The 25934-nt window shown below is 69.5% G+C and carries 23 protein-coding genes, 3 tRNA genes and 2 pseudogenes; 16 read left to right on the forward strand and 12 right to left on the reverse strand.

All coding sequences use genetic code 11. The features are described 5' to 3' along the window. Nucleotides 1-383 precede the first annotated feature (383 nt). The 5 genes from CACI_RS04380 to CACI_RS04400 all read right to left on the reverse strand — a co-directional run bounded on the left by CACI_RS04380 (nt 384) and on the right by CACI_RS04400 (nt 7797). Nucleotides 384-2312, reverse strand: a complete 1929-nt coding sequence (locus CACI_RS04380; RefSeq protein WP_012785116.1) for a DUF5107 domain-containing protein — start codon at nt 2310-2312, stop codon at nt 384-386. Continuing rightward, a complete protein-coding gene (locus tag CACI_RS04385) occupies nt 2309-3217 on the reverse strand; it encodes a carbohydrate ABC transporter permease (protein ID WP_012785117.1) in 909 nt (302 codons plus the stop codon). The genes CACI_RS04380 and CACI_RS04385 overlap by 4 nt, the downstream gene beginning before the upstream one ends. A gap of 31 nt (nt 3218-3248) precedes the next feature. Next, nucleotides 3249-4217 (reverse strand): carbohydrate ABC transporter permease, encoded by a 969-nt coding sequence (locus CACI_RS04390; protein WP_012785118.1) that lies wholly within the window; start codon nt 4215-4217, stop codon nt 3249-3251. Nucleotides 4218-4219: 2 nt separating this feature from the next. Continuing rightward, entirely contained in the window at nt 4220-5536 is a 1317-nt protein-coding gene (locus CACI_RS04395; protein WP_012785119.1) for an ABC transporter substrate-binding protein, read from the reverse strand. Nucleotides 5537-5793: 257 nt separating this feature from the next. Further along, nucleotides 5794-7797 carry a DUF5107 domain-containing protein gene (locus CACI_RS04400; RefSeq protein WP_012785120.1) on the reverse strand — a complete coding sequence of 668 codons (2004 nt, stop codon included), beginning with the start codon at nt 7795-7797 and terminating at the stop codon, nt 5794-5796. 119 nt (nt 7798-7916) lie between these two features. Between CACI_RS04400 and CACI_RS04405 the strand changes: the two genes are divergently transcribed. Then, on the forward strand, nt 7917-8702 hold the full coding sequence (locus tag CACI_RS04405) for a DeoR/GlpR family DNA-binding transcription regulator (protein ID WP_012785121.1): 786 nt from the start codon (nt 7917-7919) through the stop codon (nt 8700-8702). Nucleotides 8703-8763: 61 nt separating this feature from the next. On the opposite strand, the gene CACI_RS04410 is transcribed toward CACI_RS04405, so the two are convergent. Further along, entirely contained in the window at nt 8764-9366 is a 603-nt protein-coding gene (locus CACI_RS04410) for a hypothetical protein (protein ID WP_012785122.1), read from the reverse strand. 6 nt (nt 9367-9372) lie between these two features. Between CACI_RS04410 and CACI_RS54055 the strand changes: the two are divergent. Both CACI_RS54055 and CACI_RS53425 read left to right on the forward strand, forming a co-directional pair. Beyond that, a pseudogene (locus CACI_RS54055) lies at nt 9373-9540 on the forward strand (SIMPL domain-containing protein); the annotation flags it as partial. An 8-nt stretch (nt 9541-9548) separates the two neighbouring features. After that, nucleotides 9549-9809 carry an SIMPL domain-containing protein gene (locus CACI_RS53425; RefSeq protein ID WP_190276724.1) on the forward strand — a complete coding sequence of 87 codons (261 nt, stop codon included), beginning with the start codon at nt 9549-9551 and terminating at the stop codon, nt 9807-9809. Here the strand turns inward: CACI_RS53425 and CACI_RS04420 are convergent. Further along, on the reverse strand, nt 9796-10422 hold the full coding sequence (locus CACI_RS04420; protein ID WP_012785123.1) for an NUDIX hydrolase: 627 nt from the start codon (nt 10420-10422) through the stop codon (nt 9796-9798). The two genes, CACI_RS53425 and CACI_RS04420, sit on opposite strands and share 14 nt — an antisense overlap. 91 nt (nt 10423-10513) lie before the next feature. Between CACI_RS04420 and CACI_RS04425 the strand changes: the two genes are divergently transcribed. The 6 genes from CACI_RS04425 (at nt 10514) to CACI_RS04450 (ending at nt 13436) form a co-directional block, all read left to right on the forward strand. After that, nucleotides 10514-10586: transfer RNA gene (locus CACI_RS04425), tRNA-Thr, on the forward strand. A gap of 94 nt (nt 10587-10680) precedes the next feature. Then, nucleotides 10681-10754, forward strand: a tRNA-Met gene (locus CACI_RS04430). 128 nt (nt 10755-10882) lie between these two features. Further along, a complete protein-coding gene (gene rpmG / locus CACI_RS04435) occupies nt 10883-11047 on the forward strand; it encodes a 50S ribosomal protein L33 (RefSeq protein WP_012785124.1) in 165 nt (54 codons plus the stop codon). 126 nt (nt 11048-11173) lie between these two features. Continuing rightward, nucleotides 11174-11671 (forward strand): MaoC family dehydratase N-terminal domain-containing protein, encoded by a 498-nt coding sequence (locus CACI_RS04440; RefSeq protein ID WP_012785125.1) that lies wholly within the window; start codon nt 11174-11176, stop codon nt 11669-11671. Then, nucleotides 11668-12096 (forward strand): MaoC family dehydratase, encoded by a 429-nt coding sequence (locus tag CACI_RS04445; protein WP_012785126.1) that lies wholly within the window; start codon nt 11668-11670, stop codon nt 12094-12096. The genes CACI_RS04440 and CACI_RS04445 overlap by 4 nt, the downstream gene beginning before the upstream one ends. A 137-nt stretch (nt 12097-12233) precedes the next feature. After that, entirely contained in the window at nt 12234-13436 is a 1203-nt protein-coding gene (locus CACI_RS04450) for a UDP-N-acetylmuramate dehydrogenase (protein ID WP_083796037.1), read from the forward strand. 75 nt (nt 13437-13511) lie between these two features. Here the strand turns inward: CACI_RS04450 and CACI_RS53430 are convergent, their stop codons facing one another. The 4 genes from CACI_RS53430 to CACI_RS04470 form a co-directional block, all read right to left on the reverse strand. Beyond that, a complete protein-coding gene (locus tag CACI_RS53430; RefSeq protein WP_012785128.1) occupies nt 13512-16043 on the reverse strand; it encodes an ArnT family glycosyltransferase in 2532 nt (843 codons plus the stop codon). Then, on the reverse strand, nt 16040-17326 hold the full coding sequence (locus CACI_RS04460; RefSeq protein WP_012785129.1) for a glycosyltransferase: 1287 nt from the start codon (nt 17324-17326) through the stop codon (nt 16040-16042). Before CACI_RS04460 ends, CACI_RS53430 begins: the two co-directional genes overlap by 4 nt. 228 nt (nt 17327-17554) lie before the next feature. Beyond that, nucleotides 17555-18946, reverse strand: coding sequence for a HAMP domain-containing sensor histidine kinase (locus CACI_RS04465; RefSeq protein WP_223297455.1), 1392 nt, complete (start codon nt 18944-18946; stop codon nt 17555-17557). 47 nt (nt 18947-18993) lie between these two features. Beyond that, entirely contained in the window at nt 18994-19758 is a 765-nt protein-coding gene (locus CACI_RS04470; RefSeq protein ID WP_012785131.1) for a response regulator transcription factor, read from the reverse strand. 158 nt (nt 19759-19916) lie between these two features. Between CACI_RS04470 and CACI_RS04475 the strand changes: the two genes are divergently transcribed. Beyond that, nucleotides 19917-20588 (forward strand): TetR/AcrR family transcriptional regulator, encoded by a 672-nt coding sequence (locus tag CACI_RS04475; RefSeq protein WP_083795531.1) that lies wholly within the window; start codon nt 19917-19919, stop codon nt 20586-20588. A gap of 158 nt (nt 20589-20746) precedes the next feature. Further along, nucleotides 20747-22279 carry an MFS transporter gene (locus CACI_RS04480; RefSeq protein WP_012785133.1) on the forward strand — a complete coding sequence of 511 codons (1533 nt, stop codon included), beginning with the start codon at nt 20747-20749 and terminating at the stop codon, nt 22277-22279. 84 nt (nt 22280-22363) lie between these two features. On the opposite strand, the gene CACI_RS04485 is transcribed toward CACI_RS04480, so the two are convergent. Then, on the reverse strand, nt 22364-23611 hold the full coding sequence (locus CACI_RS04485) for a pyridoxal phosphate-dependent aminotransferase (protein WP_012785134.1): 1248 nt from the start codon (nt 23609-23611) through the stop codon (nt 22364-22366). A gap of 192 nt (nt 23612-23803) precedes the next feature. Here CACI_RS04485 and CACI_RS04490 point away from each other — a divergent pair. From CACI_RS04490 to CACI_RS52060, 5 genes and pseudogenes are all read left to right on the forward strand, one after another. Then, nucleotides 23804-23876 (forward strand) — tRNA-Trp (locus CACI_RS04490). Between the two features lie 109 nt (nt 23877-23985). Next, nucleotides 23986-24255 (forward strand): preprotein translocase subunit SecE, encoded by a 270-nt coding sequence (gene secE / locus CACI_RS04495; protein WP_012785135.1) that lies wholly within the window; start codon nt 23986-23988, stop codon nt 24253-24255. A gap of 47 nt (nt 24256-24302) precedes the next feature. Next, nucleotides 24303-25091, forward strand: a complete 789-nt coding sequence (gene nusG, locus CACI_RS04500; RefSeq protein ID WP_012785136.1) for a transcription termination/antitermination protein NusG — start codon at nt 24303-24305, stop codon at nt 25089-25091. A gap of 264 nt (nt 25092-25355) precedes the next feature. Beyond that, nucleotides 25356-25403 (forward strand): annotated as a pseudogene (locus CACI_RS54060) (hypothetical protein); the annotation flags it as partial. 145 nt (nt 25404-25548) lie between these two features. Then, complete coding sequence (locus CACI_RS52060) at nt 25549-25779, forward strand: hypothetical protein (protein WP_223297734.1); 231 nt, start codon at nt 25549-25551, stop codon at nt 25777-25779. Nucleotides 25780-25934 lie beyond the last annotated feature (155 nt).

Here is a 25934-nt window from a genome sequence, read left to right on the forward strand (position 1 = left end):
CGGCGGGGGCGCGGCCAAAAGGGTGGTGCTGGCGCTCGAGTTGGAGGGGGCGGCGGAGCTGTATCGGGGGAGGGGCGGAGTTGAGCTGGCGCGGATGGGCGGCGCAGGCGACGAAAAGGGCGGTGCTGGCGCTCGAGCTGGAGGGCGAGGTGGAGGGCGAGGTGGAGCTGTATCGGGGCGAGGGGCGAAGTTGAGTTGGGGCGGATGGGTGGCGAGGGCTACGACCGCGGGGCTCTCGCCTGAGTGATGGCAGGTAGCCGCACTCGATCCCGACTCGTGAGCGCCAGAAGATCCGGCAGTGAGATCGATCGCCGGGCGCGCCCATAAACAAAAGCAGTGCGCAGCGGCTCCCCTCCAGATGCCGCTGCGCGCTGCTTGGTTGATCAGCTTCCTGACATGCGGAAGTCGTAGTGGGGCGGGACTGGCTGGTCCGGGTGGGCGGCGAGCCATAGGAGGTCCAGGGAGGCTTCGCCCTCTTGGAGGTTGTCGACTGTGATGCCTTCGTCGAGGAGGCGGCGGACTTGGTCGATGTCGCCGGTGGCGAGGGCGGCTTCTGCGTTGTAGAGGCGGATGCGGCCGTGGTTGCGGTGCTCGGGTGGCAGGGTGCTGATGACCTCTAGTGCGTCGGTGGGGCGGTCGGCGGTGAGTAGGGCTTTCAGGGTTTCGATGGTGAGTTCGCGTAGGTCGGGGAGGAGGTGGTGCGCGGCCAGGGTCAGGGTGGCGGCTTCGTCGGGGGTGTCGGCCAGGTGCGCCAGGGCGCGTTGGGCCCAGGCGTTCGGGCGGTCGGCGAGGGAGCGGGTCCAGGCTTCGCGGGCGCCGTCGCGGTCGTCGTCGGCGAGGCGGATGAGGCCGAGGTGGTAGAGCGCGTGCCAGTCGTCGGCCGAGGCTTCGAGCAGTGTGCGCCATAGCGGGCCGGTGATCGGGGACGCCGGTGGCTCGCTGGCGGGCAATCGCCTGGTCTGCAACAGTTCCAGCCACGGTTGTTGCTCGGCGTCGCAGGATCCGAAGGGGCGCAAGGCGTCGCCGGGCAGGGCGCCGGAGGCGATTTCCAGTGCGCCCCAGCCGGAACCTCGGTGTAGGGAATCTGGTGTCGGCGATGTGAAATGCGGTGTCGCGGCCAGCGCGGCGTCTAAGGAGGCGCACGGAATGAGCTTTTCCAGAGCGTCAGAAACAGCGCTGCGTGACTCGTCCCACGTCCCGTGTACCAGCGCCGCGTCCGCCTCCAGCAGCCCATACGCCTCGACCCACTCCCACGTCGCCCCGCCGGGCAGCTCCAGGTGCTCCAGCTGCGTTCGCGCCAGCCCTGCCTGGATCTCGATGTACTCCGCATCCGGCCCGGACAGCCACTCCTGCCAGCGCTGTCCGCCGGCGCCGACGCCCCACTGGAACAGCTTCCGGCCGATGAGTCGGTCGGTCGAGGTCTGCACCAGACCCGAGCCGTTCGTATCCAGGGCGGCGATCCAGCGGCGTTCGTCGGAGGGGATGTCCATGAAGAAGTCCGCTGCCGCTGGGAATCGTGCTGGGTAGCTCTGGTCGGCGGCAGAGTCGGCGTCCGTGGCAGCGGCGGTGTCGGTGGCGGCGTTCTGCGGGAAGTCGATCAGTTTCAGCTGAGCGGTGTAATCGAAGTGGAAAGCGCGCTTAGCCGGCGCCACGACGCGAACATCAGGACCTTGCGGTACCGCGATGTTCGACCACCAATACACCGGAGTCGGAGTCTCCGCGGGATTGTGCAGCGAGACGTGCACCATCAGCGCCGGCGACCCCTCCGGAAGCCACGCGTCGACGGTCATCACCACCCGCCGCATCCGCTCGAACTCGTACATCCGCAGTACCGGCGTGCCGTCCGGCGCGTTGAGCCGCACCGCGTGCAGCGGCGAGCATGTGAGCGGCCAGTGACCGGTCCCGCCGATGTTCCACTCCACGCCGCCGGCCAGCCAGGCGTCGCGCAGCGCGAGGTTCGCAGGTTGCAGGATCGGGTTGCGGTGCAACAGTTCTCGGCCGGTCGGGCGGTGCACCAGGGACCACAGGCGACCGCCGTAGTCCGGGAGGAAGGTGGCGGTCAGCACCTCGTTCTCCAGGACCAGGCTCGGCAGCTCGCGAGGGGTGCGCTCGCGGGTGTACGAGTCCTGCGTCGTGTACGGCAGCAGCGTCGGGGGGCGGCCGTAGTCCAGGTTGCGGGCCATGTCCGGGTACGGCGCCACGGCCGCGTCGAAGCCGGGTCGGGCGATGCCGCGCAGGATCGGCAGCCTTCCGGAGACCGGGTCGGCGGCGCCCTCGACGGGCAGGACGTCGCGTCGCAGATGCGTGCTCACTTGCCTATCCCCACTGTCATACCTTGGATGATGCGGCTGCCCAGCCAGCTGAACAACGCGATCATCGGAGCCAGCACCACGCACACCCCGGCGAACATCGCGCCCCAGTCCAGGCCGTTCAGCTGCGCCTCCTGGACGAAGTTGGACAGCGCCACCGGCAGCGTCACCTTGTCCTGGCTGTGGGTCAGCACGATCGCGAACAGCGTCTCGTTCCACGCCGAGATGAACTGCAACAGGAACGCCGTGATCAGCCCGCCGCGCGCCACCGGCAGGATGACCTTGGTGAAGGTGCGCAGCGCACCGGCGCCGTCCAGGACCGCCGCCTCCTCCAAGACCTGCGGGATGCCCGAGAAGAAGCCGGTCAGCAGGTAGACGGTGAAGGGCATCGCAAGGCCCAGATACACCAGGATCAGGCCGGGCTGGGAGTCGTCGAGGTTCGCCTTGGCCATGCCGATGAACAGCGGCACCACCATGACCTGCCCCGGCACGCCCAACCCCATCGCGAAGGTCATGCTCATCGCGCCGGAGACCCGGTTGCGGCGGCGGGCCAGCGCGTAGGCGCACGGCGCGGCGACCACGACGGCCAGGACCGAGGACAGCACGGCGACCAGGACGCTGTTCAGCGCCGCCTGGCCGAAGCCGCCGTCGGAGAAGACCTTGCTGTAGTTGCCGAATTTCGGGTGCGTCGGCACGCCGAAGGGGTGGTTGAGGATGTCGGTGCCGTCGCGCAGCGAGGTGAGCAGGATCCAGCCGATCAGCGCGATGTCGGCGGCGACCACCACCCACACCACGCCGGTGGCGATCCGCATCGGCAGGCTTTGCGGTTTGCGCCGCGAGGCTTTGGCGCGCTGCGATGTCTTGGGTGTTCTGGAAGCTCTGGGCGTTCCAGAAGTCTTGGGCGTCATGGGCTCGTCGTCCTTTCCCGGGGCGCCCGGATCAGTACTCGATGGCGTCGCGGCGCAGCAGGCGGCGCAGCACGACCGTGAAGACGACCACGAGGAACAGGCTCACCAGCGCCGCGGCCGTGGCCAGGCCCAGCTGCGGCGTCGAGGCGGTCGGGAAGGCCTCGACGTAGACGTACATGGCGGTGTTCCAGGAGTCCGAGGGCGGCTGCGCGCCGCTGCTGCCGCCGTACATCAGGATCAGCTCGAAGATCTTCACCGAGCTCACCGTCCACAGCACCGCGCACACCGAGATCACGTCCCAGCACATCGGCAGCGTGACGTGCCGGAAGCGCTGGAAGGCTCCCGCGCCGTCGAGTTCGGCGGCCTCGTAGAGATACTCAGGGATCTGATCCACCGCGGCCATCAGGATCGCGGTGTAGTAGCCGGTGGCCGTCCAGACCAGCGTCCCCAGGATCATCGTCTGCAGGTGCTCGGTCGCCAGCCACTGCGGCGGATGGCTCCAGCCGAGCCACTGCAGCAGCTGGTTCACCGGTCCGCTCGGGGAGAACAGCACGCCCGCGGCGATGCCGAAGACCATCGCGTTCACCAGGCACGGGAAGAACAGCACCGACCGAGCGAACAGTTTGCGATTCATCTCGCGCAGGATCAGCATCAGCGCGAAGGCGATCGCGAAGGTGAGCAGGCCGCCGACGAACAGGATCTTCAGCGTGTTGGTCAGCGAGTGCCGGAAGATCGGGTCCTGCCACAGGGTCTGGTAGTTCTTCAGGCCCTTCCACTTCTTCGGGCCGATGCCGTCCCACTTGTACAGGCTGGTCCACGCCGCGTACCCGACCGGGACCAGGAACAGCACGACGTAGACGAGGACGGCCGGGGTGGTGAAAGCCCAGAACATGCGGCGCCGCGAACGTTCCAGCGGTGCGGCGCCGACCGGCGGACGCGGGGCGGACCCGTCCCGGGCGCGGCGCGCCCGGGACGAGTCCGGCAAGGTGGCGGTGCTCATGGTCAGCTCTGGCTCTTCCAGAACGAGACCTGCGCGGACTTCATCTTCGCCACGAAGGTCGCGGCGTCGATCTTGCCGTGCCAGAAGTCCAGGTAGTTCTGGTTCCAGACCTTGGTGGTCCAGTCCCCGGCCACGCCGTCGAAGGTGAGGCGCAGCTTGGGCGCGTTCAGGGTCTTCTGCACGTCGGCCAGCTCCGCCGGCGCCGGGATGTCGGTGCGCGGCGTGATGTTGCCGGCCTCGGTGGAGATGCCCGAGAGCGTCTTCTTCTGCAGGAAGTAGGCCATGAACTGCTCGGCCTGGCTGACGTTCTTGGCGTTCTTGGTCAGGGCGAAGCCGAAGACCATCGAGTCCGGCTGGGTCGCGCCCGGCGGGAGCATGAAGCCGTACTTCCAGGTCGCCGGGATCTGCTTGGCGACCTCGGCGGTGACCCAGTTGCCGTTCATCAGGAAGCCGGCCTTGCCGCCGGCCCAGTTGGTCTGCTGCGCCGGGTACTTCGTGGCGGTGTAGGTCGGGATGATGTAGCCGCCCTTGACGAGCTGCTCGACCTGTGTCGCCGCCTTCAGCACGGCCGGGTTGTCCCAGCTGGCGCCGGTCTTGTCGTTCGCCAGGTCGTTGAAGTTCACGCCGCCTGCGTTGATCAGGTAGTCGAACCACAGACCGTTGGTCCAGGGGTCTTCGCCCTCGGAGGCAAGACAGGGCTCGCTCTTCGTCTTCAGAGTCGCGCAGACCTGCATGAACGCGTCCCAGGTGGACGGCTGCGAGGCCATCGCCGCGGAGACGGTCGGGTCGGCGGTGTTGTAGAAGATGCCCGCGGTGCTGGCCTCGTAGGGGATCACCCAGTGCTGGCCGCCGTTGGGGTCCTTCGGCAGCGAGTCCCAGTACTTCGACGGGATCGCGTCGGAGACTTTCTCGTTGTCGGTCGGGATGGTCATGTCCAGGACCGCCGAGAGGTCCTTGGCGTTGCCGTTCTGCGCGGTGGCGCCGTAGATGACGTCCGCGCCCTCGTCCCACATGTCCGGCGCCTTGCCCGCGGCCATCGCCGGGCCGATCTTCTTGGCGACGTCCCGGCCGGTCCACTCGACGTCGACCTTGATGCCGGTGTCGGCGGTGAACTGGGTGATCGCCGCCTGGATGACCTTGGCCTGCGGCTCGTCCTGACGCCACATCGACCAGTACGTGAAGCTGCCGCCGGACTTGCCGGCGCCGCCGACGGCCGAGGAGCTGCTCTTGCTGCTGGAACACGCGCTGACGCCGACCGTGAGAACGGCTGCGGTGGCTATCGCGAGAAGCCGGGGGCCCCGGCCGGTGGTGCTGCCCATATTCGTTTCCTCCGAAGGCTTGGACGCCAAAGAGCCGGAACTGAAGAGCGATCACTCGGGGTGCTGGGAGGAGACAGTAGGGCGCCGATCGCGTGCACTACAAGCATTCTTTGCAAGATTTCTATTGGCGATGCGAGATTGAGATCTCTGATTGCAGACATGCGCACTAAGTTGCAAAACTTGCTAGAAACGGCGGCATAACACAGCCGCAGCCCTGTGAGCTGCGGCTGAATCGGGTGCTGTGAGGAAGGGAGCTGCTACAGCTGGCGGACGCTGTAGTCGTAGCTGCACGGCAGGGGGTGCTCTTCGCGCAATCGCCGTGACACGACCGGACCGAGCCCGCCGGCCTGCCGGGAGTGGAACTCCCACCACATGTCCGACAGCGGGTCCTCGCCCTCGCGGACGTCCTCGACGATCAGACCGGTCTCCAGGATCCGGCGTGCCCGCACCAGATCCCCGGCGTCCAGGGCGGCGCGGCACTCCAGCATCAGGATGCGTCCGGCGAAGCGGTCGGGCTCCTTGAGCCGGTCGATGATGTCCAGCGCTTCGCCGGGGCGTTTGGCGGTGATCAGGGCGCGCAGGGTCTCGATGGTCAGGGGACGCAGGCGCGGGGAGAGCTGCCAGGCACGGAGGTAGCGGTCGGCGGCGTCGCCGAGGCGGTCTTCGGAGGCGTCGAGGATGGCGAGATTCCGGTGCGCCCACGCGGTTTCGGCCTGCGCCATCGACTGATCCCACGCCTCGCGCGCTCCGGCCAGGTCGCCGGCGTGGTAGCGGTTCACGCCCAGATGGAGCCAGGTGAACCAGGTCGCGTGGGTTGTGCGTGCGGGGTCAGCGGTCGCCTTCTCCAGCAGCGTGCGCCAAACCGGGCCGACGGCGTAGGAGGACGGCGGCAGGGCCGGCGCCGGCGTCGGCATCTGGCCTTTGCGGACCAGCGAGAGCCAGGACTGTTGGTCGCGGCCGATCGTGGCGTCGGGGAAGGGCGTGCCGGGCAGGCTCAGCGCGCGGTTGCGGCCGAGGGCGCGGCGTTCCAGGGCGCCCCAGCCGGTTCCGGCGTGCAGGACTTCTTCCGGTGGTTTGTCGGCGAGCGCGGTCATGGTCGCGAGTTCTTCGTCCAGGCGGTGCGCGGGGATCAGCTCGGCGATCGCGGCGTCCGCGGCCTGGGTGGCGTCGGGCCATTTCGTGCCGTGGACGTCGGCGGGGTCGGTCTGGAGCAGGCCGTAAGCCTCGACCCAGGACCACGACCGGCGCCCCGGAAGCCGCAGGTGTTCCAGCTGGGTTCGGGCCAGACCGGCCTGAATCTCGAAGTACTCGTGGCGCGGGCCGGACAGCCAGTCCTGCCAGTTGCGGCCGCCGGATCCGGTGCCCCAGTGGAAGAGTTTGCGGCCGCGCATCCGGTCGGTCGAGGTTTGGAAGAGCCCTGATCCGCCCGCGTCGACCGCGGCGATCCAGCGGCGTGCGCCGTCGGGGATCTCGGCGAAGTAGTCGGCGCCGTAGTCGATGCGGCCGGGGTAGGAGGTGTCGGCCTCGCGCCAGCGCGGGAAGGGGATGCGGCGCATCTTGCCGGTGTAGGAGAAGTGGTACGCCGAGGTCGCGGGCATCAGCGCGCGGGTGTCAGGGGTCTGCGGTACGGCGGCGCTGCTCCACCAGTAGACGGGCGCGTCCTCGGGGAAGGGGTTGTGGACGCGGACGTGGATCAGCAGGACCGGGGAGCCGTCGGGCAGGTAGCAGTCGAGCTGGTAGACCAGGCGGCGCTGGCGCTCGTACTCGTACATGCGCAGGACCGGGGTGCCGTCTTCGCGGGTGAGGCGGACGGCGTGCAGGGGGGAGCAGCTGAGGGCGGTGTGGCCGAAGGTGCCCAGGTTCCATTCGACGCCGCCGGCGAACCAGGCGTTGCGCAGGCCCAGGTTGGCGAGCTGGAGCTTCGGCGGGAAGTGCAGCAGCTCGCGGTCGGCGGGCTTGTGGCGCAGGGACATCAGGCGTCCGCCGTAGCCGAGGAGGAACTCGGCGCGCAGCACGTCGTTCTCCAACACCGCCGTGACCAGCTCGCGGTCGGGGGTCTCGCGGGTGTAGCCGTCCTGGAAGGTGTAGGGGAGCAGGGATTCGACGTGGCCGTAGCCGAGGTTGGCGACCATTTCGGCGTCGGCCTCGGAGACGTCCAGGCCACCGCGCGGATCCGCGAGCTTGCGCAGCGGCGGGAGCGGGTTCTCCGGACCGAGCGCGGCCACCGGGAGGACCCTGGACGCCAGGCGCAGGACGCTCAACGACTGCCCCCTAGGATTTGGCGCTGACAGGTCTACACCTTGCAGGATTGCTTCAGTGTGCCAGAAAATCTTGCAGACAAGGTCACGATCTCAGCATCGCGTGCACGGAAGGAGCTGATGTGAACAGGTACGAACGCTGGAGCGTCCTGCTGGAGATGCTCGCCGAGCTCGGCAAGCTGGAGATCGAGGAGACGGCGGAGAAGCTGGGGGTCTCGGCGGCCACCGTGCGCCGCGACTTCGACGAACTCGCCGCACAGCAGCTGCTGTCGCGCACGCGCGGCGGCGCCACTGCGCACAGCGTGTCCTACGACCTGCCCCTGCGCTTCAAGGTGGCCCGGCACGCACCCGAGAAGCAGCGCATCGCCTCGGTCGCCGCCGGCATGGTCGCGGTCGGCTCCACGGTCGGCATCAACGGCGGCACCACCGCGACGGAAGTGGCGCGGGCCCTGGCGACGCGCGCGGACCTGGCAGGCGAGCAGCGCGGCCCGGCGGTGACCGTGGTGACGAACGCGCTGAACATCGCGCAGGAACTGGTGGTCCGCCCCTACCTGCACGTGGTCGCGACCGGCGGCGTCGGCTCCCCGAAGTCCTACGAGCTGGTCGGCCCGGTCGCCGCCGCGATGCTCGAGCGCGTGGCCCTGGACCTGGCGATCCTCGGCGTCGACGCCCTCGACGCCGACCACGGCGCCAGCGCCCACAACGAAGCCGAGGCGACGGTGAACCAGACGCTGGCCTCCCGCGCGCGGCACGTGGTGGTGGTCGCGGATTCCTCGAAGCTGGGACGGCGGGCCTTCGCGCGAATATGCCCGATAGCGGACGTCACGACGCTGGTGACGGACGGGGACGCGCCGGAGGAGATGGTGGCGCGGTTCACGGAGTTGGGGGTGCGGGTGGTGCGGGCTTAGGAGGCGTGAGTCGGCAATTGGCGTGGTGGTGTGCCGGCGCGAGGGCTTGGTGGCCGCGATGTCAGTCGGCGAGGGGTGCGGTGATGGCTGCGTGGCGGTCGATGGTGGCGATTACTGCTGCGGCTAGGTCGGGGTCGGCGGTGGTGGTGGTGATCCAGGTTTGGGCGGCGGCTAGGAAGGCGATCAGGTCTTCGCGGAGGTCGGCGAGTAGGGCGGGGAGGGTGCCGGTCGGGAGCTTCACAGGGTTCTGCGATGTCTTCTCCTGGTGGATCAGGAGGCCGTCTGCTGCTTGCTCGATGCAGGCTGTGGGGTCGTGGCCGAGCCAGGTGTGCGGCCAGGCTCGCCAGTCTTCGAGGTCGGCGCAGCAGCCTGGGTTCACGGTGGTGCCCGTGGTGGTGTCGGTGAGTTGGATGCCGGCGCGGATGACTAGGTAGTCCGCTTCTGCGATCCAGTGGAGTGCTTCGGTGGCGGTTGGTGTCGCGTCCGGTTCCGCGTCTTCCGGCCGGCACCATTCGGCGAGGGCTGCCATGACCGTGCCGATGGTCTCTGGGGTGGTTGATGCGTTCAGGGTTTCCCAGCGGTAGTTGTCCGCGAACTCCACGGGCCATGCGGCGCCTTCGACCGCCTCGGGTCCTATCTCCACCACTGCGCGCAGGGTTGCCATTCGTCGATGGTCGCATGGGGAACCGAACGTAGATCGGGCGCATCCAACGGCCATGGATCTCACAAGGTCGCCACTGCGGACCAGAAGACGTCCGGGCTGGAAGTCGGTCCTCAGTATGAGAATTCGAGTGGTAAGACGACGGTCACTGGATATCAGGCTTCGGAGAACCTGACGGTGACGTTGTGCGATCTGAAGTCCGCGGGCACGGTCATCGCCGCCGCGTCGGCCGCTGGGGGAACGCCACCCAGATCTCCGGATTGTCGACCGATCTGCAGAACGATTCCGGGCCGTTGGGCCAGGCGCGTGACGCGGCCTTCAACGACGCCAAGGCCAAGGCCGCGCAGTACGCCAAGTCCGAGGGTGCCGCGTCGAACGCGGTGCCGATCGAGCCGGGGAGTACCGACGTCACGGTTCAGGTGACTGTGGTGTTCAGCTTCGCGTGAGGACTCGCAGCAGTCCGACGAGTGAGGAGGATGTCGCGATCTGTCCGGCGTCGATGAGTCCGAGTACCTCGTCCAGCGGAATCCAGGCGACTTTCTCGGCTTCGTTCTGCTCCGTCGGCTCTCCGATGTGTTCGGCACCGATCGCGCGGAACAACCGGTACTGCGTCCGCAGCATCCCGCCGACCGGGTGAAAGGTGAGCAGCGGTGTGACGTCGCTCACCCGCCAGCCGGTCTCCTCCTCGACCTCGCGGCGTGCGGCCTCCGCCGGGTCCTCGCCCTCCTCGATCAAGCCGGAGGGGATCTCCCAGACCCACTTGTCGATCGCGAAGCGGTGCCGCCAGATCAGCAGCACCTCTTCGCGGCCGGCTTCGGTCCTGGTCACCACGCAGCCGGCGGCGCTGCGGGTGCGGACGACGTGGTGCTCGAAGCGGGTGCCGTCGGCGAGTTCGACCTCGGCCAGCAGGACGTCGATCCACGGGTTCTCATACACCGGGCGCTCGCCGTGGACGGTCCACTGGCTGCGGCTGCGGACCGGGTGCGGCAGGTCGCGCAAGGTGTCCCCGGAAGTGGCTTCGGGTGTGGCGTGAGACGGCGTCGGCTCAGGGTCTGACATGCGGCTGAGCGTAGTGGACGGCAGTCGCGACACGGCGTCCGGAAACCCGATTTCGCGCCTGGCCCAAGACCGTGTAACTTATTCCCTGCTCGCCCCTTTAGCTCAGTCGGCAGAGCGTCTCCATGGTAAGGAGAAGGTCTACGGTTCGATTCCGTAAAGGGGCTCAGGTCACACCGGGGGTCCGGTGGACACGACAGGGTGGCTGTTTTTTTGCCACCCAGGCCGTGACCACCGGACCGTTCGGGTCGTTGATCGAGTGGCGGTGTAGCTCAGCCTGGTAGAGCAAGCGGCTCATAATCGCTGTGTCGCCGGTTCAAGTCCGGCCACCGCTACGCAATCTTCTTATAGAAGACGTGGCGTAACACCCCAAGCCCTGCAAGGTATCCTTGCAGGGTTGTCCATCGTGAGGGCCGACCTGGGAAGGTCCGGAGCCCTCGAAAAGTGAGAAAGAGGCACCCCTGTGGCTGCTGTCGACGTCCGGCCGAAGATCACCCTCGCGTGCACCGAGTGCAAGCGGCGCAACTACATCACCAAGAAGAACCGCCGCAACGACCCGGACCGCATGGAGCTGAAGAAGCACTGCCGCTGGTGCAACAAGCACACCCCGCACCGCGAGACCCGCTAGTCCGCCGGTCGTGCCGCCCGGACTGCCGGGCCGGCCCTCGCGGCCTGTAGCTTTGGACCGCCCCGCCGACTCCCTCACCGGAGTGGGCGCGGGCGGTTTCTTCGTATCCAAGGAGGCACAGGGACGATGGCGCTGGACGCCGGTTTCATCGGCCGCACCTACCCGCCCACCGCGGTGTATGAGGTCGGCCGCGAGAAGATCCGCGAGTTCGCCGACGCGATCGGCGACCCGAACCCGGTCTACCGCGACCCGGCGGTGGCCCAGGACCTCGGGCACCGCGACGTGCTGGCGCCGCCGACCTTCCCGATCGCCATCACCTGGCCGGCCGCGACGGTCATCATCGAGGACCCGGACCTCGGTCTGGACTTCAGCCGGGTACTGCACGGCGAGCAGCGCTTCGTCTACACCCGGCCGATCTACGCCGACGACCAGCTGACCGCGACCGTGATCATCGAGGACATCAGCGAGCGGATGGGCCAGGGCTTCCTGAGCACCCGCACCGATCTGAACACCGTGGACGGCGAACTCGTGGTGTCGGGGTTCTCCAAGCTGGTCGTGGTCGGAGCTGGAACTGGAGCAGGGGCTGGAAACGGAACCGGAGCCGGCGAAGGGGAGCAGGCATGATCAAGTTCGCTGACGTGGCGAAGGGCGACCTGCTGCCGGAGCAGACCTTCCCGATCCGGCGCGTGGACCTGGTGAAGTACGCCGGCGCCTCCGGCGACTTCAACCCGATCCACTGGAACGAGCGGTTCGCGCAATCGGTCGGGCTGCCGGACGTGATCGCGCACGGCATGTTCACCATGGCCGAGGCGGTCCGCGTGGTCACCGACTGGTGCGGCGACCCGGGGATGGTCGTGGAGTACCAGGTGCGGTTCACCAAGCCGGTCGTGGTGCCGGACGGAGTGGACGAGGAGTCCGGGGCGCGGCTGACGGTGACCGGCAAGGTCAGCGCGGTCAACGAGGACGGGACCGTGCGCGTGGACCTGGTGGCGACCAGCGGCGGGGAGAAGGTGCTGGGGTTGGCGCGGGCTGTGGTGCGGCTGCCGTAGCGGAGCCGGCAGGGTTATAGCAGTTACCGCGTCCGCGGCTCTGACCTGCGGGCTCCGAACCTTTCGGGTTCCGTGACGACCGTTCGGAGACTGAGATGGCACGTCCGCCGGGTCCGGCGACCGGTAGCGTGTCCCTCATGCTCGAACAGGCCTCGGCACCCCTCGCGCCCCTGACCACCCTGCGTGTGGGCGGACCGGCGCGGCGTATGGTGACCGCGGCCACGGAGCAAGAGATCGTCGAGACCGTCAAGGACTGCGACCGCCGGGGCGAGCCGCTGCTGATCCTGGCCGGCGGTTCCAACCTGGTGATCGGCGACGACGGCTTCGACGGCACTGTGCTGAAGATCGCCAGCACCGGCGTGACCAAGCAGAAGACGTGCTCGGGCCTGCGCCTCGGCGTGGCGGCCGGGCACGACTGGGACGCCTTCGTCGCCGAGGCGGTGGAACTCGGCGCGGTCGGCGTCGAGGCGATGAGCGGCATCCCCGGCTCGGCCGGCGCCACCCCGATCCAGAACGTCGGCGCCTACGGCCAGGACGTCAGCCAGAGCATCGCCTGGATCCGCGCCCTGGACCGCGAAACCGGCGACATCCGCGGCATGCAGTCGCGCTGTCTGGAGTTCGGCTACCGCGACTCGGTGTTCAAGCAGAACCCGGGCAAGTACGTGGTCCTCACGGTCTGGTTCGGCTTCGACCCGCCCGCGGCCTCCGAAACCGAGCGCCTGTCCGCACCGATCCGCTACGCGGAACTCGCGCGCGCGGTCGGCGTCGAGGAGGGCGAGCGCGTCCCGCTGGCCCTGGTCCGCGAGACCGTGCTGAAGCTGCGCGCGGCGAAGGGCATGGTGCTGAACGCGGAGGACCACGACACCTGGTCGGCGGGCTCGTTCTTCACGAACCCGGTGCTGGATGTCGACGCCTTCGATGCATTGGCGGCGCGCTCGACAATGCTGCCGCCGCGCTTCCCTGCGCCGAATAACCAGGTGAAGACCTCGGCCGCATGGCTGATCGAGCAGGCGGGCTACCCGAAGGGCTACGGCGCGGGCCCGGCGACCCTGTCCACGAAGCACACGCTGGCGCTGACGAACCGCGGCGCCGCGGCGGCCGCGGACGTGCTGGGACTGGCACGCGAGATCCGCGACGGAGTGCGGGACCGGTTCGGGGTGGAGCTGGTTCCGGAGCCGGTTTTCGTGGGCGCGGGATCTGTAGCTTCGTCTATAAGAGGCGAAACGCAAGTAAGCGATCGATCACTGCATAGCAGTGTATTTCGGGTGAATCGCTCGCATCGCTTGAATCGCCTGCGGCTGAGAGCATGTCAGGCCATTGCGGCGGCTGGTCCGCGTTGAACGCGGAATCTTGAACACGCGAGTCGGCGGGTGAGTAGGCCGTACCCCACTCACCCGCCGAGCCTGTGTTCCTCCTTATGAGGTGGGCGAGGTCAGGTCGTAGATCGTCACGTTGTCGATGGTCTGCGCCTTGTAGTGCGCCGCGACCCACGTGCCGATCGAGCTGCCCTCGTCGGCACCGCCGTTGGCCTGGCCGACGCCGCCGCCGACGTAGTAGTGGATCTTGTGCTGGGCGACGTAGGCCTGGAACTGCGCCAGCGTCGGGGAGGGGTCGGAGCCGTTGAAGCCGCCGATGGCCATCACCGGGTCGCCGGTCGCGAGCTGGTAGCCGGCCGCGTTCTGGGAGCCGATGGCGGCGGCGACCCAGCGATAGCTGGACGCGTTCTGCTTCAGCAGCGCCTGGATCTGGGCGCCGGGGGTGCTGGCGTCGAGGAGGCTGCCCATGCCGCCGGGGGACTGGGTGGTGGAGCCGCCCGGGGTGCTGCCGGTGGTTCCGCCGGTCGTGCCGCCAGTGGTTCCGCCGGTCGTGCCGCCAGTGGTGCCGCCGGTCGTGCCGGTGTTCCCGCCGGGAGCGCCGCCGAAGCTACCGGGACCTCCGCCGAACCCGCCTGGGCCGCCGGTCTGGCCGCCCGCCTGTCCGCCGGTCTGACCACCCTGACCCGCCAGACCGCCGCGCATGAAGCCCTGCGCACCGCCCGGCATGAAGCGCCCGCCGCCGCCGCCGGGACCGCCGAAGCCATTCCCGGCCGGTCCGGCCGAGGGGATGGAACCGCTGTGCCCCTGGCTCGTCGTCGCCACGGCGTACGCCGCCGGGCCCAACAGCGCCGCGCCCACGCCGAGCGTCACCGCCGCGAGTCGCAGAGCCTTGCTGCGCTGAGTTCGAGCCTCTGCGGGAGCCGGGACAGCACCCTGCTCCGCACCATCAGCTACCGGACCATCAGCCACCGCACCATCGGTGGGCACCCAGCCCGGCAGCCCGGCAGCACCAGCACCAGCACCAGCACCAGCACCAGAATCAGCACCAGCCGGCACACTCTGCACCCCGGTCCGCAGCCATCCCGGCCCAGCGAGCAGCAACACCGTCCCGACCGCGCCGACGACCGCGATCAGGTACCGCAGCCACGAGTACCAGTCCGGCGTCTGCCCCAGCAGGTGGAAGGACCACCATGTGCTCACGCCGACCGCGCCGGCGAGGCCGATCCGGGCCAGCGGCTCGCTGCGGCGGGCCCAGAGCATGCCGGCGCCGATGCCGATCGTGATGGCGATGAGGGGTGCGAGGGCGATCGTGTAGTACGGGTGGAAGATGCCCTTCATGTAGCTGAAGACTGCGGCCGTGCTGAGCAGCGACAGTCCCCACGCGAGCAGGGCGGCGCGGGCGTGGTCGGTGCGGCGGGCTCGGCCGGCGGCCCAGAGGCCGAAGACGAACAGGACCAGTGCTGCCGGGAGGAGCCAGCTGATCTGGTTGGCGATCTCGGAGTCGAACATGCGGCCGATGCCGGTGCCCGAGCTGAAGCCGCCGGGTCCGCCGCCGCCGCGCGGGCCGCCGCCGGGACCTCCCGTGGCGCCGCCGGGACCGGCGAACTGGAAGCCGCCGCCGGCGCCTCCGGTCGTCGCGCCCTCAAACGTGCGCCCGAAGCTGCCTGCCGCGCCGCCGCGTGCGCCTGCGCCCCCACCGCCGACGCTGCCGGTCTCGTTGCCCGTCAGGCGGCCGAAGCCGTTGTAGCCGAACGTCAGGTTCAGGAAGCTGTTGTCCTGCGAGCCGCCGATGTAAGGCCGCGAACTCGCCGGCCACAGCTGCACGATCGCCACCCACCAGCCGGCGCTCACCACGATCGCGAGCCCGGCGGCCGCGATCTGCCGCAGCCGGCGCAGGAACCGGCCCGGACCCAGCGCCAGGTAGACGGCGGTCAGTGCGGGCAGGATCAGGAACGCCTGCAGCGTCTTGGTCAGGAACGCGAAGCCGATCAGCGTCCCGGCCAGGAGCAGCCAGCGGGTGCTGCCGTTCTCCTGCGCGCGGACCACCGCGTAGACGGCGAGCGTCATCAGCAGGACCAGCAGCGCGTCGGGGTTGTTGAACTTGAACATCAGCACCGCGACCGGGGTGACCGCCAGCGCGGCCGCCGCGAGCAGCCCGGCCGCCGCGCCGATCTCCGCGCTGCGGCTGCGGGTCAGCACCCGCTTCACCGCCGTGTAGACCACGCCGCACGTCGCGACGCCCATCAGCGCCTGCGGGACCAGCATGCTCCAGGAGCCGAAGCCGAAGACGCGGCCCGAGATCTCCATGACCCACAAGGAAGCCGGCGGCTTGTCCACCGTGATGGCGTTGCCGGCGTCCAGCGAGCCGAAGAGCATCGCCTTCCAGCTCTTCGTGCCGGCTTGGACCGCCGCGGAGTAGAAAGAGTTCGCCCAGCCGGACGCCGACAGGTCCCACAGGTACAGGACCGCGGCAGCCACCAGCAGCGCCAGCAAACTGGGCCGAGCCCAGCGCGGGTCGGTATCCGGGCCGCGCCACACGCGCGTGAAACGTCCGGTGCCGCCGGCGGCCGTCGAAGCCGACGGCGGGCCGTGCTTGTAGCCGACGTCTGACGTCGGGGACAACGTGCTCATGACAGTTCTCCAGAGGTCTGACCCGCCGCGACAGCGGTTTCGTGATCGGCGGACGGACGGGGATGGTGCCTGGGGTGGAACACCCAGGCGCGGAGCAGCACGAAGCGGGCCAGCGTCGACAGCCCGTTGGCGACGATCAGCGCCGCCAGCTCCGTGGTCCGCGAGGGATGGTGCACGGCCGCGTGGACCGCGGCCAGCGTCCCGGTGGACAGCACGAGACCGATGCCGAAGGCGACCAGGCCGCCGATCTGGTCCCGCAAAGCGTTGCGGCTGCCGGTCACTCCGAAGGTGAAGCGGCGGTTGGCAGCGGTGTTGGCGACCGCGGTGACGGCCAGCGCGATCGCGTTCGCCGCGAAGGCGCCCATCGGCGCCGCCAGCAGGACGTACAGGAGCAGATACGCCAGCGTCGACAGCACGCCGATGGTCGCGAACACCGGGATCTGCCACTTCAAGCCGGGCGGCGGATCGGCGGCGCGGACGCGGGCCCGTACCGGCGCGCCGGAGGAAGAACTCAACGAGGCCTTCGCCACCCGCCACATGCCGCGCAGATCGGCCTTCGCGGTCTTCACGATGTCGACCCGGGAGTCGGGGTCGTCGATCCAGTCCACCGGCACTTCATGGATGCGCAGTCCCGAGCGTTCGGCGAGCAGCAGCAGCTCGGTGTCGAAGAACCATTCCTCGTCCTGGACTCGGGGCAGCAACGCTTGGACCACCTCGGTTTTGGCGGCTTTGAAGCCGCACTGTGCGTCGGAGAAACGCGCCGCCATCGTGGTGCGCAGCAGGAAGTTGTAGGTGCGGGAGATGAACTCGCGCTTGGGACCGCGCGCCACCGCGCTGCCGCGGGCCAGCCGCGTGCCGATGGCCAGGTCCGAGTGGCCGGTGAGCAGGGGAGCCACGAGCGGCAGGAAGGCGTTCAGGTCGGTGGACAGGTCGACGTCCATGTAGGACACGACATCCGCGTCGGAGGCGGACCACACAGCGCGCAGCGCGCGGCCGCGGCCTTTGAGATCCAGATGGACGGCGCGCACCCCGCTCAGCTCCCGCGACAGCCGGGCGGCGACCGCCCAGGTGCCGTCGGTCGAGGCGTTGTCGGCCACCGTGATCCGGAAGGGGTAGGGCAGGTTCTCGACGAGGTAGCGGTGCAGTCTGCGCACGCTGGTCTCCAGGACGTGCTGCTCGTTGTACACGGGCACCACGACCTCGACCAGCCGCCTGCGCGGCGCACCCGCCGCCCCGGTGCCGGCGTCCGGCGGTTCGCGGTCGGTGAGAGCGGTTGCGTTCATGCCAACGACGCTCGCGGGAGGGCGTGGGAGGGGAATGAGGCTTCGATGAAGCGCACATGAGAATGGCCGGGGTGCTGGTGACACAGCTGGTGGCAAAGGTGGATACCCGTTGACAAAGGAGAGATCATCGCAGCGGCTGGACACCGCGATGATCTGCGCCGACAACAGATGACCTGGGCAAGCAATAACAGAGTATTGATTCGGTGGCAGAATACTGATTGCCAGGGCTCAGGTCTCGGCGGTGCCCGGCAGCGAGAGCCTCGCGATCGTCCCCGGACCGTCGTGCGGTCGCTCGAAGGCGATGGTGCCGCCGGACTCCCGGGCGGCGCGCGCCGCGATCGCCAGTCCCAGTCCGCTGCCCGGCAGGGCACGCGCCGTGGGGGAGCGCCAGAAGCGCTCGAAGACGTGCGGCAGCTCCTCCGGCGGGATGCCGGGACCGCGGTCGCGCACCGTCAGCGAGCCGTTCAGCAGGCGCACCTGGACGTCCGAGCCCGGCGGGGCGAACTTCACCGCGTTGTCGAGCAGGTTCACCACCGCGCGCTCCAGCGCCGCGCCGTCGCCGTGGGTCGTCCACGGACGCAGGTCCTCGGTGATGGCCACCGGGATCTCGCGGGCGGCGCCGCGCGGGCGGACGCGCTCGATGGCGCGCGCCGTCACCTCGTGGAACGCCACCGGGGCGGTGACCTGCGAGGCCTGCTCCGGCCGCGACAGCTCCAGCAGGTCGGCGATCAACACCGTCAGCTCGCGCATCTGCGTGCGCGCGCCGGTGAGCAGTTCGGTGCGCTTGCCCTCCGGCAGCGCGCGGCCGGACTCCTCGGAGCGGATCAGCAGGTCGATGCTCGTGCGCAGCGAGGTCAGGGGGGTGCGCAGCTCGTGGCCGGCATCGTCGACCAGGCGCTTCTGCTCGTCCCGGGAGGACTGCAGGGCCGCGGTCATCGCGTTGAACGACTCCGAGAGCCGGGCGATCTCGTCGTCGCCGGACACCGGCATGCGGACCGACAGGTCTTCGGTGCGCGCGACGTGTTCGACCGCTGAGGTGAGCACGTCCACCGGACGCAGCGCGGCGCGCGCCACCAGCAGGCCGGCGGTCGCCGCGCCGCCGATCCCCAGCAGCGACACGACGAACAGCAGCCAGGCCAGGCTGCTCAGCGAGTCGTCGATGGGCTGGTAGGGCTGCGACTTCAGCAGTACGCCCGAGGGGTTCGGCGCCGGCACGGCCTCGATCCGGACCTTGTCGCCGGCGGTGGTGACCCCGTCGCGCCACAGGCCGGTGCCTTGCTGCTGTCCGGCGACCTGCAGGTCACCGGGGGTGCCCACGACCTCGGTGGATCCGGGCAGGGCGCAGGTCTCGGCGCTGCTGTAGTAGGTGATGCTGACCGCCGCCGCGGCGTGGTACTCGTTGCCGCCCCCCGGTGGCGGGCGCGGATGGTCGTTCGGGGGATCGCAGGGGCTGGTCGCCGTGACCTTGACGCCGTAGAGGTCGTGGAAGTGCTGGTCGCCGGCCGGTCCGCCGGCGGCGGCGATCGACTTGTCCATCTGTTCGTGGAGCCGGTCCCGGACGGCGATGTAGGAGATGAGCGACACCGCGCCGATGGCGATCGTGACCGCGACGGCGCTCATGACCGCCAGCCGCGACCGCAGCGGCATGCGTCGCGACCCGCGTCGCCTCATCGCTTCCCGCCGGACGCGGTGCGCAGCGCGTAGCCGACCCCGCGTACGGTCTGGACCAGCCGGGGGAGATCGTCGAACTCTGTCTTCTTGCGCACGTACATGACGTACACGTCCAGCGAGTTCGAGGCGGGCTCGAAGTCGAAGCCCCAGACGGCGCGCAGGATCTGCTCGCGGGTCAGCGCCTGCCGGGGGTGGGAGAGGAACATCTCCAGCAGGAGGTACTCCGTCCGGGTGAGGTCGATGAGCCGGCCGGCGCGCGTGACCTCGCGGGTCAGGGTGTCCATGCGCAGGTCCTCGTACTCCAGGACGTGGTCGTCCCGGGAGAGCGCGCCGGGACCGGACTCGGCGCCCTCGCCGGTGAGCGCGCCGCGCCGCAGCAGCGCCCGGACCCGCGCCAGCAGCTCGTCGAGCTCGAAGGGCTTGGCCAGGTAGTCGTCGGCGCCGGCGTCCAACCCGGCGACGCGGTCCCCGGTCAGGTCGCGCGCGGTGAGCATCAGGACCGGCAGCGTCGGGTCGGCGGTGCGCAGCCGGCGGCAGGCGGTGAGCCCGTCCATGCCGGGCATCAGCACGTCCAGCAGGACCAGGTCCGGCCGTCCGCGCTCGACCTCGGCCAGCGCGGCCCGGCCGTCGACCGCGGTCCGGACCGCGTAGCCCTCGAACTCCAGGCTGGAGGCGAGCACGGCGCGGATGCCCGGCTCGTCGTCGACGATGAGGACCTCGGCCGGGGCGCCAGCGGCGCCGGGACCTGCGGGAAAGGGCATGGGAGAGCTCACGGCGACCACTATCCGGGGGGTCGATGAGGAACGTCTGAGAAAGCGTCAGGAGAATTATGAGAGGTTTCTCCGGCTCCGGCGACGGGCGTCCCGGCTCGCGGCGCCAGGGGTTGCGCCTCTGGTTAGTGACTGCTAACTTACTTCTCATGAGCCCCCGCATGAGTGCCGACGAACGACGCGACCAGGTCGTCCGTGCCGCTGTCGCCGAGTTCGCCGTACGCGGTCTGGAGGGCACCTCGACCGGGGACATCGCCAAGCGGGTCGGGGTGTCGCAGCCCTACCTGTTCCGGCTGTTCCCGACCAAGCGCGACCTGTTCATCGCCGCTGTGAACCACGGAGCCACGCAGGTGCGCGACGTGTTCACCAAGGCGGCCGAGGGCAAGTACGGCCACGCGGCGCTCGCCGCGATGGGCGAGGCCTACCAGGACCTGCTCCTGGCGGACCGGCAAGTGCTGAACATGCAGCTCCAGCAGTTCGCCGCCTGCCACGACCCGGACGTCCAGGCCGCCGTGCGCGATGCGATGCAGACCCTGTGGCAGCACATGGAGAACCTCTCGGGCGCCCCGGTCGGGGTCCGCGTGGACTTCCTGGCCAAGGGCATGCTCTGCAACGTGCTCGCCGCGATGGGGCGGGACAGCGGTGAGGACCCGGCGTGGCAGCCGATCCTCAACGTCCTGCGTGACGACACCACCGAGACCGCCGACACGGCCGAGGCGCTCGACGCCGAAGCCGCGAAGGCCGGCTCCGCGGAGGCTCGACCGGGCAGTCCGGCAGAGCCCGGATACGCCTCCTACGTCGAGAAGGCCTTCACCACCTGACCGAAACCGGACCCCGCGTCCGGGAAAGCACGGGAGAACTCTGTCCAGCCAAGTTAGTGACCGATTACTACCTATTGAAGTTAGTGATTACTAACTACCTGAAATGTACGCACCACCTGTCCGCACCATCCATCTGATCTGATCTGGGGAGTATCAGCATGAGCACCGACACCATCGGCCGCCCGGGAGGCGGCGCGGCGGACGGCCTGCGCGCCGCCACCATCGGCCACCCGGTCCGCACCTTCGTCATCACCGCCGCCGCCATGTTCATGGCGCAGCTGGACAACCTCGTCGTCAGCATCGCGCTGCCCTCGATCCGGGAGTCGCTGCACGCCGGCCTGTCGGGCCTGCAGTGGACGGTCTCGGCCTACACGCTCACCTTCGCCGTCTTCCTGCTGACCGGCTCCGCGCTCGGCGACCGCTTCGGCCGCCGGAACCTGTTCGTCGCCGGGCTCGCGGTCTTCACCGCGGCGTCGGTGGCCTCGGCGCTGGCGCCGAACATCGCGGTGCTGATCGCCGCGCGTACCGTGCAGGGGCTGGGCGGTGCGGTGATCGTGCCCCTGAGCCTGACGCTGCTGTCGGCGAGTGTGCGCCCTGAGAAGCGCGGTGCGGCTGTCGGGGCGTGGGGTGCCATCGGCGGGCTCGCCGTGGCGCTGGGACCGGTGATCGGCGGTGCCGTGGTGGAAGCCGCCTCCTGGCAGTGGATCTTCTGGGTGAACGTGCCGCTGGGCATCGTGCTGCTGCCGCTGGCGTGGTGGGGTCTGACCGAGAGCCGCGGTCCGGTGCGCCGGCTGGACATCCCCGGGACCGTGCTGGCCACCGGCGGGCTGCTGGGCGTGGTGCTGGGCCTGATCCGCGGCGGCGACGCCGGCTGGACCACCCCGCTGGTGCTGACCGGCTTCGTCGCCGGCGCCGTGCTGCTGGCCGCCTTCGTGGTCTGGGAACTGCGGACCGACGCGCCAATGGTGCCGATGCACCTGTTCCGCGGCCGGAGCTTCCCGCTGGTGAACCTCAGCGCCCTGCTGATGTCCTTCGGGATGTTCGGCGCGGTCTTCTTCCTCTCGCAGGTCTTCCAGACCGTCTTCGGCGACTCGCCGCTGGCCTCCGGGATCCGGGTGCTGCCCTGGACCGGCATGCCGATGCTGGTGGCGCCGATCGCCGGGATCCTGTCCGACCGGATCGGCGGCAAGTGGATCGTCACCGCGGGCCTGGGCCTGCAGGCGGTCGCGCTGGGCTGGATCGCCTCGGCCATCTCGGCCTCGGTGAGCTACACCGCGCTGCTGCCGGCCTTCGTCATCGGCGGTACCGGCATGGCGATGTTCTTCGCCCCGATCGCGAACCTGGTCCTGGGCTCGGTGAGCCGCGAGCAGGAAGGCATCGCCTCGGGCGTCAACAACGCGCTGCGGGAGTTCGGCGGCGTGCTGGGCATCGCGGTGATGGGCGCGGTGTTCTCCGCCAACGGCGGCTACGGCCCGACCGCGACCCGGACCGCGCCGCAGCACTTCATCGACGGTCTGATTCCCGCCGTCTTCACCGGCGCGGCGGTCCTGGTGGTGGCCACGCTGGCGATGTGGCTGGTTCCCGGGCGCCGACCGGCGGTCGCCGCCGCACAGGCTGGGGACGACGCCGACGCGCAGCAGGAGCAGGACGTCGAAGGACCTCGGCACGAGGAGATCGGCGCGTCGGCATAGCTTCGGCGTAGCTGTAGACGGACCCTGCGAAAAGGCCCCGGCTTCGGCCGGGGCCTTCACGCTCGTCTCGCCGGCGCCTCAGCCTCAGCGCGCCTCGCCCAGCAGCTTCTGCAGCCGGGACACACCCTCGACCAGGTCGGCGTCGCTGAGCGCGTAGGACAGCCGCAGGTAGCCCGGCGTCCCGAACGCCTCGCCCGGCACCACGGCGACCTCGGCCTCGTCCAGGATCAGCGAGGCCAGCTCGGCCGAACTGCCCGGGCGCTGCCCGCGGATCTCCTTGCCGAGCAACTCCTTCACCGAGGGGTACACGTAGAACGCGCCCTTGGGCTCCGGGCACAGCACGCCGGGGATCTCGTTGAGCATCCGGACGATGGTCTGCCGGCGGCGGTCGAAGGCGAGCTTCATCTCGGCCACCGCCTCCAGGTCCCCGGACACCGCGGCCAGCGCCGCGACCTGGGCCACGTTGGAGACGTTGGAGGTGGCGTGCGACTGCAGGTTGGTCGCGGCCTTCACCACGTCGGCCGGGCCGATCATCCACCCGACCCGCCAGCCGGTCATCGCGTAGGTCTTGGCCACGCCGTTGACGATCACGGTCTGCTCGGCGAGCTCCGGGACCGCCTTCAGGATCGAGGTGAAGCGCGCGTCGCCGTAGACCAGGTGCTCGTAGATCTCGTCGGTGAGCACCCACAGGCCGTGCTCCAGCGCCCAGCGGCCGATCGCCTCGACCTGCTCGGGGCTGTAGACCGCGCCGGTGGGGTTGGACGGCGAGACGAACAGCAGCACCTTGGTGCGCTCGGTCCGGGCCGCCTCCAGCTGCTCCACGGTCGCCAGGTAGCCGGTGGTCTCGTCGGTCACCACGTCGACCGCGACGCCGCCGGCCAGCTGGATCGACTCCGGATAGGTGGTCCAGTACGGAGCCGGGACGATGACCTCGTCGCCCGGGTTCAGCAGGGCGGCGAAGGCGTTGTAGATGGCCTGCTTGCCGCCGTTTGTGACCAGGACCTGGTTCGCCGAGACCGACACCCCGGAGTCGCGCAGCGTCTTGTGCGCGATCGCCTCCTTCAGCTCCGGCAGACCGCCGGCCGGCGTGTACTTGTGGTACTTCGGGTTCTGAGCCGCCTGGACCGCCGCCTCGACGATGTAGGCCGGGGTCGGGAAGTCCGGCTCTCCGGCGCCGAAGCCGACCACCGGCCGGCCGGCCGCCTTGAGCGCCTTGGCCTTGGCGTCCACGGCCAGGGTCGCGGACTCGGCAATGGCACCGATCCGCCGGGAGACCCTGGTGGCAGGGCCCCGGTCGGACGGGGAGGGAGTTGAGGCTGCGGAGGCTGTCATGCCCCCATCGTCCCATCGCGGAGTCGCCGACCGAGGCGGCATTCCACGAAAGGAGACAGGCGCGACACGTCCGGGTGCACCGCGTCGCGCCGAACCCGTTCGCAATCGGGCACGCGCTTCCCGTACACTCTCGATCGGCGGATTCCCCTTCCCCACCTCGGCGAGGTAGGTTTGTGGAGCACGCTTAGGCAAAGGGTCGTAGCTCAACTGGCAGAGCACCGGTCTCCAAAACCGGGGGTTGGGGGTTCAAGTCCCTCCGGCCCTGCTTAGGCGCCCAGGAAAACCCGGTGACGGGGTTTCCTGGGCGCGAAGCGTGTTCGCGGCGAGACCCGCCGCGGCAACTTGCCACTTTCACCGAATGTGATGAGGACCAGGTGACCGAGACGAGCTCGACCTCCGCGATGTCGAAGCCGGACCGCGGCCGCGGCGGGGACCGCCGCCCGGAGCGCCGCCGGTCCCCGTTGGGCCGCATGAGCCTGTTCTACCGGCAGATCATCGCCGAACTGCGCAAGGTGGTGTGGCCCACTCGCAACGAGCTGACCACTTACACCACGGTGGTCATCGTGTTCGTCGCGATCATGGTCGGGATCGTGGCTACGCTGGACTATGGGTTCAGCAAACTGGTGGAGTGGGTGTTCGGCTGAGCCGTCGCACCGACCCAACACCCCGAGCGAAGGAAGTATGAGCGACCGTGTCTGAGACCTACGGAGACCTCGAAGAGGCGACTGTTCTCGTGGAGAACGACGACGAGGCCGTCGAGGCGGAGGTCGCCGCCGGTGCGCCCGAGGAGGACTCCGACCCCGCCGCCGAGACGGACGGGGAAGCCGGAGAAGCTGGCGAGGCCGGTGAGGAGGCGCCCGAGGGCGACCAGCCCGCGCCCGGCAGCCCGGAGGCGATCGAGGAGTTCCGCGAGGCCCTGCGCCGCGCGCCGGGCGAGTGGTATGTGATCCACAGCTACGCGGGCTATGAGAACCGCGTGAAGCAGAACCTCGAGACCCGCATGACCACCCTGAACATGGAGGAGTTCATCTTCCAGGTCGAGGTGCCCATGGAAGAGGTCGTCGAGATCAAGGGCGGCCAGCGTAAGCGGGTCAAGCGCAACAAGTTCCCCGGCTACGTGCTGGTCCGGATGGACCTGACCAACGAGTCCTGGGGCGTGGTGCGCAACACCCCCGGCGTCACCGGCTTCGTCGGCAACGCCCACGAGCCCTACCCGCTGACCCTGGACGAGGTCGTGAAGATCCTGCTCGAGGAGCAGCCGGAGGAAGTCAGCGGCAAGCAGAAGGCGCCGGCCGAGGTCAAGGTGCTGGACTTCGAGGTCGGCGACTCGGTCACCGTCATCGACGGCCCGTTCGCCACGCTGCAGGCCACGATCAACGAGATCAACGCCGACTCCCAGAAGGTCAAGGGCCTGGTGGAGATCTTCGGCCGGGAGACCCCGGTGGAGCTGAGCTTCAACCAGATCCAGAAGAACAGCTGACGCGGCAGATCGCCAGAACGGTTGACGGGCATACCGTCAAACGGATGGCCGATCTTTAGGCTGTTTAGAGCAGACACCTGACAAGGGCGCCCCAATAACCTGGGGCGCCCTTGCAGTTCCCGATAATTGTCCGCAAGTCTTGGCGGCTGTCCGCAGCCGCGATCGTCTCGGCCGCGCTCGCCGGAGTGGCGTTCGCGCCCGCCGCTGGTCGGCAACGACCGGTATCAGACCTCGTTCAAGGTGGCGAGCACGTTCTTCCCGTACATGGACGTCGCGGGCGTGGCGACCGGCAAGGTCTGGCCGGACGCGCTGTCCGGCGGCGCCGCGATGGGCTCCATGGGCGGTCCGCTGCTGCTGGTGAACCCGGCGACGGGGCTGTCGGCGCAGGACGCGCAGCTGCTGGACCGCCAACCGCGGCGAGCTGTGGGCCGGGTGGGTCTTCGGCGGTGCGGCGGCGGTGCCGGCGAGTGTGGACAAGCAGCTGGCGAAGGCGATCGCCGGTCCGCTCGGGGTGGTCGATGGCGGTGGGAACCGGCTGGCGGCGACGCCCGCGGCGGGTGCGGCCGGTGCTTCTGGTGCTTCCGGCACTTCCGGCGCCGGGCAGCTCTCGGCGGCGGACGCTGCCGGGCTGCGGTCGGCGCTGCCGCACGGCGGCGCGGCCTCGGGGCTCAAGCCGAGCCGTCCGTAAGCCGTGCGCGACGCCCCCGCACCGGTGCTGACCGGTGCGGGGGTTTCGGCGTGTCCGGGGCATACCCGCCGGTCCGGTAAGCTTGACGGCTGTTGCCATCGGCGACACTCATCCGTCGTGCCCTTGGTAGGGGTTATCGGCGACGTCAACAGAAA

The organism is Catenulispora acidiphila DSM 44928 (genome assembly GCF_000024025.1).
Lineage (GTDB): Bacteria > Actinomycetota > Actinomycetes > Streptomycetales > Catenulisporaceae > Catenulispora > Catenulispora acidiphila.